Annotated in this window: 10 protein-coding genes; 7 read left to right on the forward strand and 3 right to left on the reverse strand. The window is 62.2% G+C overall.

Annotated features, from left to right (window positions below; translation table 11 throughout):
* The coding region (rpsF, locus tag Q1V57_RS15105; RefSeq protein ID WP_300532488.1) for a 30S ribosomal protein S6 at positions 1-194 on the reverse strand (194 nt) is incomplete at its 3' end.
* Positions 195-433: 239 nt separating this feature from the next.
* Between rpsF and fabD the strand changes: the two genes are divergently transcribed.
* From fabD to gmk, 7 genes are all read left to right on the forward strand, one after another.
* Positions 434-1387: an ACP S-malonyltransferase gene (gene fabD / locus Q1V57_RS15110; RefSeq protein ID WP_300532490.1), complete on the forward strand. Its 954-nt coding sequence runs from the start codon at positions 434-436 to the stop codon at positions 1385-1387.
* Positions 1388-1711: 324 nt separating this feature from the next.
* Positions 1712-2449, forward strand: coding sequence for a 3-oxoacyl-[acyl-carrier-protein] reductase (fabG, locus tag Q1V57_RS15115; protein ID WP_300532492.1), 738 nt, complete (start codon positions 1712-1714; stop codon positions 2447-2449).
* Between the two features lie 158 nt (positions 2450-2607).
* Positions 2608-2844: an acyl carrier protein gene (locus Q1V57_RS15120; protein ID WP_300532494.1), complete on the forward strand. Its 237-nt coding sequence runs from the start codon at positions 2608-2610 to the stop codon at positions 2842-2844.
* An 11-nt stretch (positions 2845-2855) separates the two neighbouring features.
* Positions 2856-4139 (forward strand): beta-ketoacyl-ACP synthase II, encoded by a 1284-nt coding sequence (gene fabF / locus Q1V57_RS15125; RefSeq protein ID WP_300532495.1) that lies wholly within the window; start codon positions 2856-2858, stop codon positions 4137-4139.
* An 18-nt stretch (positions 4140-4157) separates the two neighbouring features.
* Complete coding sequence (gene mltG, locus Q1V57_RS15130) at positions 4158-5198, forward strand: endolytic transglycosylase MltG (protein WP_300532497.1); 1041 nt, start codon at positions 4158-4160, stop codon at positions 5196-5198.
* Entirely contained in the window at positions 5198-6079 is an 882-nt protein-coding gene (locus Q1V57_RS15135; protein ID WP_300532499.1) for a YicC/YloC family endoribonuclease, read from the forward strand. The genes mltG and Q1V57_RS15135 overlap by 1 nt, the downstream gene beginning before the upstream one ends.
* The gene (gene gmk / locus Q1V57_RS15140; RefSeq protein WP_300532501.1) at positions 6069-6725 is read left to right on the forward strand and encodes a guanylate kinase; all 657 of its coding nucleotides are present in this window, start codon (positions 6069-6071) and stop codon (positions 6723-6725) included. Before Q1V57_RS15135 ends, gmk begins: the two co-directional genes overlap by 11 nt.
* On the opposite strand, the gene rsmA is transcribed toward gmk, so the two are convergent.
* Both rsmA and Q1V57_RS15150 read right to left on the reverse strand, forming a co-directional pair.
* Positions 6712-7569, reverse strand: a complete 858-nt coding sequence (gene rsmA, locus Q1V57_RS15145) for a 16S rRNA (adenine(1518)-N(6)/adenine(1519)-N(6))-dimethyltransferase RsmA (RefSeq protein WP_300532503.1) — start codon at positions 7567-7569, stop codon at positions 6712-6714. The two genes, gmk and rsmA, sit on opposite strands and share 14 nt — an antisense overlap.
* The coding region (locus Q1V57_RS15150; RefSeq protein ID WP_300532505.1) for a 4-hydroxythreonine-4-phosphate dehydrogenase PdxA at positions 7566-7817 on the reverse strand (252 nt) is incomplete at its 5' end. The genes Q1V57_RS15150 and rsmA, both read right to left, overlap by 4 nt.

The raw sequence follows: 7817 nt of genomic DNA on the forward strand, positions 1-7817 counted from the left end.
ATGTCGATCAGGCCGTAATGACCCTTGCGCGACTTGTTGATGCGATAGGCGAGATTGCGCAGACCCCAGTATTCGGTCTTGCCGGCTTTGCCGCCTTTTTCCTCGATGAGGGTCTTGGTCTCTTCGATAAGAGATTCCATCTGCGCCGGGGAAATGTCCGGACGCGCGATGAAGATATGCTCGTAAAGTGCCATTTCGGCTCCCTTCATAAGCGGATGCGGCGCAGACCAAGCCGAAGGGTCGGGCAGGTCCGCGGTGGCTCTGTTCCCGCCACCTTGCACCATGCAAGACGTGACGCGGAGACAGACCGCAACCAAGCGAAGCGCGGCCCATAGCGCAAAGGTTTGCACAGTGCAAGCCGCAAGGGCGCTTGCATCCGGGTGGGAACAGGGGCTATCGAGCGTTCAATTCAAGTCGAGGGAAGAGAAATTCAATGAAACTCGCCTTTGTGTTTCCCGGCCAGGGCTCGCAGGCCGTGGGTATGGGCCAGGAACTTGCCGCTCAATTTGGTGCGGCCAAAGCCGTCTTTGACGAGGTCGATGCGGCGCTGGGTCAAAACCTCACCGCGTTGATGGCTGACGGGCCCATCGAAGAGCTCACCCTGACGGAGAATGCGCAGCCGGCCCTGATGGCTGCCAGCCTGGCCGTCATGCGGGTGCTGGAAAACGACTTTGACGTAAACGTCACCGCGGCTTCCTTTGTCGCCGGTCATAGTCTTGGTGAGTATTCCGCTCTGGCGGCTGCCGGTTCGCTGTCGATTGCCGATGCGGCCAAACTGCTCAAACTGCGCGGTCAGGCCATGCAGAAGGCCGTTCCGGTCGGTGAGGGGACGATGGCGGCGCTTTTGGGGGCGGATGAAGACCTCGCAGCCCAGGCCGTTGCCGCCGGCGCTGCAGCCGGTGTCTGCGCCATCGCCAATGATAATGCCCCGGGCCAGATCGTCATCTCCGGTGCCACCGCCGCGATTGACGCGGCCATCGCCAAGGCCGGCGAGCTGGGTCTGAAGAAGGCGATGAAGCTTCCGGTCTCCGCACCTTTCCATTGCCCGATGATGCAGCCGGCTGCCGACGCCATGGCCGAAGCGCTCGCCGGCGCCACGATCAACGCACCCGCCGTACCGGTCGTCGCCAATGTCACTGCGCGCCCGACCGATGATGTCGAGACCATCCGCCGCCAGCTGGTTGAGCAGGTCACCGGCCGTGTGCGCTGGCGCGAAAGCGTGATGTGGATGGTGGAAGAGGGCGGCATCACCACCCTCGCGGAAGCCGGCGCCGGCAAGGTGCTCTCCACCATGCTCAAGCGCACCACGAAAGAGGCCAAGGGCGCACCGCTCAACAGCGCCGCCGACCTGGAAGCCTTTGCGACTTCTCTCAAGGAGACTGTGTAAAGGATGGGGACGGAACGTAATCAGGACGATTACGTTTCTCTCGTGCGCACCCTCGTTGCTGCCAAGCAAGGGGACAATAGACAAAGGTTGTGGCGCGCTCGCGGATTAGACGCGTCAGCATGGATCGCCGGCGGGGTTATCGCAGTTTTCGCGGAATCGGGCTGGCTTGGACTTTTCGTGACCGTCGCCTTATTCGTCCTGGCGCGGACACAATGGACCTACCCGACATTGCTCGGGTGGTTCGTAATATTCGGGATAGCGGAGGGGCTGGCGTCTTGGACGCGGCCTTGGCCTTAGTTGAGAAGAAGCAGTCGGAGCTCTTTCATGTTTGATCTTACGGGCAAGAACGCCCTCGTCACTGGCGCCACCGGCGGTATCGGCAAATCCATCGCCCAGGCGCTGCATGCGCGCGGTGCGACCGTGGCCCTGTCCGGTACGCGTGAAAACGTGCTGCAGGAGCTCGCGGGCGAGTTGGGTGAACGCGTCCATGTTCTGCCGGCCAACCTGTCCGACGCGGCCGCTGTTGACGCGCTGCCGAAACAGGCCGCGGAAGCCATGGGCTCGATGGATATTCTCGTGGCCAATGCCGGCATCACCCGTGACCAGCTGCTCATGCGCATGAAGGATGAGGACTGGGAAACGGTCATCAAGGTCAATCTGGAAAGCTATTTCCGCCTCACCCGTGCCGCCCTGCGCGGCATGATGAAGGCGCGTTGGGGCCGTATCGTCGGTATCACCTCGGTTGTCGGGGTCACCGGCAATCCGGGGCAGACCAATTACTGTGCCTCCAAAGCCGGCATGATCGGCTTTTCCAAGTCGCTGGCCCAGGAAGTCGCGGCTCGCGGTGTCACCGTGAACTGCGTCGCTCCGGGCTTTATCGCTTCACCGATGACGGACGTGCTCAATGACGAGCAGCGCTCTGCCATCCTGACCAAAATCCCCTCCGGTGACCTCGGTTCCGGTGAGGATATCGCTTCTGCCGTCGTCTATCTGGCGAGCGCTGAGGCCGGTTACGTCACCGGCCAGACGCTGCACGTCAATGGCGGCATGGCGATGATTTAGCTTTGAATCCTGCGGGCACTGGGGTAGTGCGCTGTTCTGGTCACCGACTGGGAAGTGTGCTAGGTGCCCGCGCATCCGCGGGGAGCAGCCTGAAACAACGCTTCCCGTCCTTTCCTTCGCCGCTATAGTCGTGCGGTGATTCATAATGAGGGTATGAAATGTCTGACGTTCTCGAGCGCGTTAAGAAAATCGTTGTTGAGCATCTCGATGTCGAAGCCGAAAAGGTTTCGGAAAATGCGAGCTTCATCGACGATCTGGGCGCTGACTCCCTGGACAATGTTGAGCTCGTGATGGCGTTCGAAGAAGAATTCGACATCGAAATTCCGGACGACGCAGCTGAGCACATCCAGACGGTCGGTGCTGCCGTCAAGTTTATCTCCGAGAAGGTCGGCTAAAGACTTTTTCGATGCGCCGTGTCGTTGTTACGGGCATCGGTCTGGTCACACCGCTTGGCACCGGTCAGGAAACGGTCTGGAACCGTCTTCTGGCCGGCGATAGCGGTCTCGGCCCGATCGAGCACTTCGAGACCGAGGATCTGGCTTGCCGGATCGCGGGTCTGGTTCCACGCGTCGACGGCCGCGGCGGCGGGCATGCTGACATGCCCGGCGTCTTCGATCCGGACGAGACCATGTCTCCACGGGATCAAAAGCGCGTAGACGATTTCATCATCTACGGCATTGCAGCAGCCGATCAGGCGATCGCGGACAGTGGCTGGACCGCTGCCGACGAAGAGGCGCAGGAACGCGCCGGGGTTTTGATCGGGTCGGGCATCGGGGGGCTGCAGACCACCTATGACGCCTCCATCCTGCTGCACGAGAAGGGGCCGAAACGCCTCTCTCCCTTTATTATTCCAGGCATGCTGATTAACCTCGTTTCGGGGCAGGTTTCGATCAAGCATGGCCTGAAAGGGCCTAACCACGCCGTGGTCACGGCCTGTTCGACCGGGGCGCACGCCATCGGCGATGCTGCGCGTCTGGTGGCCCGCGGCGATGCCGACATGATGGTCGCCGGCGGTGCGGAAGCCGCTGTCTGCCGCCTCGGTTTTGGCTGTTTCATCGCCACGCGTGCCTTGTCGACCGGTTTCAATGACAATCCGCAAGGCGCATCACGCCCCTATGACAAGGACCGTGATGGCTTTGTCATGGGCGAGGGCGCCGGTGTCGTCATTCTGGAAGAATACGAGGCGGCCAAGGCGCGTGGCGCCAAGATCTATGCCGAGGTAAAGGGCTATGGCCTGTCCGGCGACGCCTACCACATCACTGCTCCGGCGGATGATGGCGATGGCGGTTTCCGCTCCATGCGCGCCGCGCTCAAGGATGCGGGCCTGGAGCCTTCCGATATCGGTTATGTCAATGCGCACGGCACCTCGACGCCCAAGGGCGATGAGATCGAGCTGCGCGCCGTCGAGCGCCTGTTCGGCGATGCGGCTGACGGTCTGGTCATGTCCTCGACCAAATCGGCGATCGGGCACCTCTTGGGCGCCGCCGGTGCGGTGGAGGCGATTTTCTCCATCCTGGCCATGCGTGACGGCGAATGCCCGCCGACGCTGAATCTGGACAATCCGTCGGTTGAAACGGCCATTAATCTTGCCGCCAACAAGTCGGTGAAGAAAGACGTCGACGCGGTACTGTCCAACTCGTTCGGATTCGGCGGCACGAATGCTTCCGTGGTATTCGTCGCAGCAGACTAACAAACCGGGGAATTGGCTATGAGTGAGCCAGAGGCACAAAAAGCGCCCGGCGGCTGGCAGCGTATTCTGCTTTGGATCGGCCTTGCCATCATCACCCTCGCGCTAATCGGCGCGGGCGCGCTCTATGGCGGCTATCGCTGGCTGCAGAGCGAGTTTGCCGCGCCCGGTCCGAGCCTTACGGCCGAGACCGTGCTCTTGCCGCGCGGCGCGGGCCTCATTCGTATCGGCGAGCAGCTCGAACGCGAAGGTCTGATCTCCGACGCCCGCATTTTCCGCGTCATGATCACGCTGGATGAGGGCGATCGTTCCCTGCGCGCCGGCGAGTATGAAATACCGGCTGAAGCCTCCATGGCGCAGATCTACGAACTGTTGCGCTCCGGCCGTACGGTGCAGCACCCGATTACCTTTGCGGAAGGCCTGACCAGCGCCATGATCGTGCGCACGCTGCAGGGCGCTGACGTTCTGTCCGGCGAGATTGGCGATGTACCGCCGGAAGGTTCGCTTCTGCCGGAGACGTATCTCGTCACCCGCGATACGGACCGGCAAAGCCTGATTGACCGCATGACACGCGCCCAGGAGGAGCTGCTCGATGAGCTCTGGCCTCTGCGCCAGGAGAATCTGCCTTTCGAAACGCGCGAAGAAGCCATCATTCTCGCTTCCATCGTCGAGAAAGAGACCGGTGTGGCCGCGGAGCGTCCCGAAGTCGCTGCTGTTTTTGTCAATCGCCTGCGTCGCGGCATGCGGCTGGAGAGCGATCCGACCATCATCTACGGCATATCCCAGGGGGAACCGCTGGGCCGGGGGCTGCGCCGCTCGGAAATCGACAATGAGAATAATGCCTGGAACACCTACCAGATCTCGCGCCTGCCGCCGACGCCGATTGCCAATCCGGGACGGGAAAGCATTGCCGCTGTTCTGAACCCGGCTGACATCACGGCGCTCTTCTTTGTTGCCGACGGCACTGGCGGGCACGCCTTCTCAGAGACCTATGCCGAGCATCGCCGCAATGTGGCACGCTGGCGCCGCATCGAGCGCGAACGCCGTCAGGCGGGTCGCTGATGGCTGCTGTGATGGGCATGACCGGCTTTGGCCGGTCCTCCGGCAGTGCGTCCGGCGTGGTGTGGAGCTGGGAAGTCCGCTCGGTCAATGGCCGCGGACTTGAAATGCGCCTGCGCCTGCCGGCGGGTTATGATCGGCTGGATATCCCGGCGCGGGACAAGCTGAAGAAGGCGCTTACCCGCGGCAATGTCCAGGCTTCGCTGACGCTGAAGAGTGAAGCCGGTACGGTGCAGGGAGGGCTCAACTCCGATCGCATCAATGCTCTGCTCGAGGCTGCCAAGCCCTGGCTCGCTGAGGGACGCATTGCCGCCCCGCGGCTCGACGGATTGCTGGCCGTAGACGGTGTCTTGGAGAGCCAGGCCGAGCGCTCCGAGGCTGAGCAGAACGTTCTCGACAAGGCCTGCCTTGCAGGGCTCGGTGAAGCGATCAGCGGTCTCTTGGAGGCCCGCGCAGTCGAAGGCGAGGCCATGGGCGCGCTGCTGGCCGGCCATGTCGACGAGATTGAGCGCCTGACGGGCGAGGCTGCGGCCAATGACAGTGTTCGCATGGAGGCCATCCGGGACCGTCTGGCGGCCAAGTTCGATGAGCTCGTCGACGGCGGTATCGAGCCGGACCGGCTCGCTTCCGAGGCGGCTGTGTTAGCGGTGAAAATGGATGTCCGCGAGGAGCTGGACCGGCTGGGCGCCCATATCGAGGCGGCGCGTGAACTGCTGGCCAAGGGCTCCCCGGTGGGGCGTAAACTCGACTTCCTGTCACAAGAGTTTAATCGTGAGGTGAACACCTTATGTTCGAAGTCCTCCGATTCTTCGCTAACCCAGACAGGGCTGGCCTTGAAGAACACAATCGACCAGTTCAGGGAGCAGATCCAGAATGTCGAGTGACGGTTATTCCGGTCCGATTTTCCGGGGCCGCCGGCGCGGCGTTCTGATCGCCTTGTCGAGCCCGTCCGGGGCCGGCAAAACGACCCTGTCCAAACGCCTGTTGAGCCAGAACCCGGACGTTGTGCTCTCGGTCAGCGCGACAACGCGGCCGGCGCGTCCTGGTGAAATCAACGGGCAGGACTATGACTTCGTCAGCGTTGAGGAATTCAAGCAGCGCTGCGAGGAGGATTACTTCTTCGAATGGGCTGAGGTCTTCGGTCGCTATTACGGCACGCCGAAAACGCCGGTGATGGAAGCGATTGATGAGGGCCGGGACGTCATCTTCGATATTGACTGGCAGGGCGCCCAGAAGGTCGCGGCCCAGGCGCCGGACGATACCGTGCGCATCTTCATCCTGCCGCCCTCGCTGGAGCTTCTGGAAGACCGTCTGCGCAAGCGCGGGCAGGATACCGAAGAAGTCATCAAGGGCCGTATGGACCGGGCCAAGGACGAAATCTCGCACTGGCACGAATACGACTATGTCATCGTCAATGATGATTTCGCCCGGGCGCTGGAAAAGCTCAACGAGATCCTCCACGCGGAACGATTAAAGCGGAACCGGCATCCCTGGCTGGGCGAGTTCGTCGACGCGCTTATGGACGAGTAGCCTTGCGCCAGACCTGGGCCAGGGTCTGAAACGCTTCGATCGACACCGTCTCCGCGCGAGCACCCGGGTCAATACCGGCACTCTCAAGCAATTCATCGGCGTTTTGGGTCGTCTTTGAGGCCGCCTGCGCGAGGCTCTTGCGCAATGTCTTGCGACGCTGGCCGAAAGCCGAGCCGGTCACAATGCCCAGTGCCTTGAGATCCGCGAAGCGCTCCGCCTCAGGCCTTGGCGTCAGCACGACAACAGCGCTATCGACCTTGGGCGGCGGGGTAAAAGCGCGCGCCGGGACTTTCAGCCCCATACGGGCCTCACACACCGACTGGGCGAGGATAGCGAGGCGGCCATAAGCTTTTTCGCCGGGCCGGGCCACGATACGATCCGCGACTTCGCGCTGGAACATCAGGACGGCGCGGGCCCACCATAATGGCTTTGCCTCCAGCCATTTGATCAGCAGAAGCGTGCCGACATTATAGGGCAGGTTGGATAATATGACCCGGCGCCCGGGCGCGAGTACGCCGGCTTCGTCCACTTCAAGCGCGTCCGCTTCAACAATATCCATCTGCCCGGGGTAGGCCGTGCGTATCTCGCCTAGCGCGCCGAGAAAGCGCGCGTCTTTTTCGATGACCGTGAGATGCTTGACCCCATGTTCGAGAATGCCGCGGGTAAGTCCACCGGGGCCGGGGCCGATCTCAATTGCGGCCGTATCGCTCATATCGCCGGCGAGGCTGGCGATTTTGCGGGTCAGGTTGAGATCCAGCAGGAAGTGCTGGCCGAAGCTCTTCTTGGCCCCAAGGTCATGCGCGGCAATAACCTCGCGCAGGGGCGGCAGGCGGTCCTCGCTCATGCCGAACGATGTCCTGAAATCTCGCCAGCCGCCCGGATGGCGGCGATCAGGCTGTCCGGCCGCGCGGTCAGGGAGGCGGCAATATCAAAAGCCGTTCCATGATCGGGAGAGGTGCGAACGATGGGCAGGCCAAGGGTGATATTCACGCCGCCATGAAAATCGAGGGTTTTCACCGGGATCAGTCCCTGGTCGTGATAGAGGCAGATGGCAGCGTCATACCCGGCACGGGCTTCTGCGTGGAACATGGT

It is taken from the genome of Maricaulis sp. (genome assembly GCF_030149425.1).
Classification (GTDB): domain Bacteria; phylum Pseudomonadota; class Alphaproteobacteria; order Caulobacterales; family Maricaulaceae; genus Maricaulis.

Bases quoted from the DNA above. Each gene is read 5' to 3' on its own strand.
- fabD (WP_300532490.1), top strand. From the start codon at position 434: ATGAAACTCGCCTTTGTGTTTCCCGGCCAGGGCTCGCAGGCCGTGGGT.
- fabG (WP_300532492.1), top strand. From the start codon at position 1,712: ATGTTTGATCTTACGGGCAAGAACGCCCTCGTCACTGGCGCCACCGGC.
- Q1V57_RS15120 (WP_300532494.1), top strand. From the start codon at position 2,608: ATGTCTGACGTTCTCGAGCGCGTTAAGAAAATCGTTGTTGAGCATCTC.
- fabF (WP_300532495.1), top strand. From the start codon at position 2,856: ATGCGCCGTGTCGTTGTTACGGGCATCGGTCTGGTCACACCGCTTGGC.
- mltG (WP_300532497.1), top strand. From the start codon at position 4,158: ATGAGTGAGCCAGAGGCACAAAAAGCGCCCGGCGGCTGGCAGCGTATT.
- Q1V57_RS15135 (WP_300532499.1), top strand. From the start codon at position 5,198: ATGGCTGCTGTGATGGGCATGACCGGCTTTGGCCGGTCCTCCGGCAGT.
- gmk (WP_300532501.1), top strand. From the start codon at position 6,069: ATGTCGAGTGACGGTTATTCCGGTCCGATTTTCCGGGGCCGCCGGCGC.
- rsmA (WP_300532503.1), bottom strand. From the start codon at position 7,569: ATGAGCGAGGACCGCCTGCCGCCCCTGCGCGAGGTTATTGCCGCGCAT.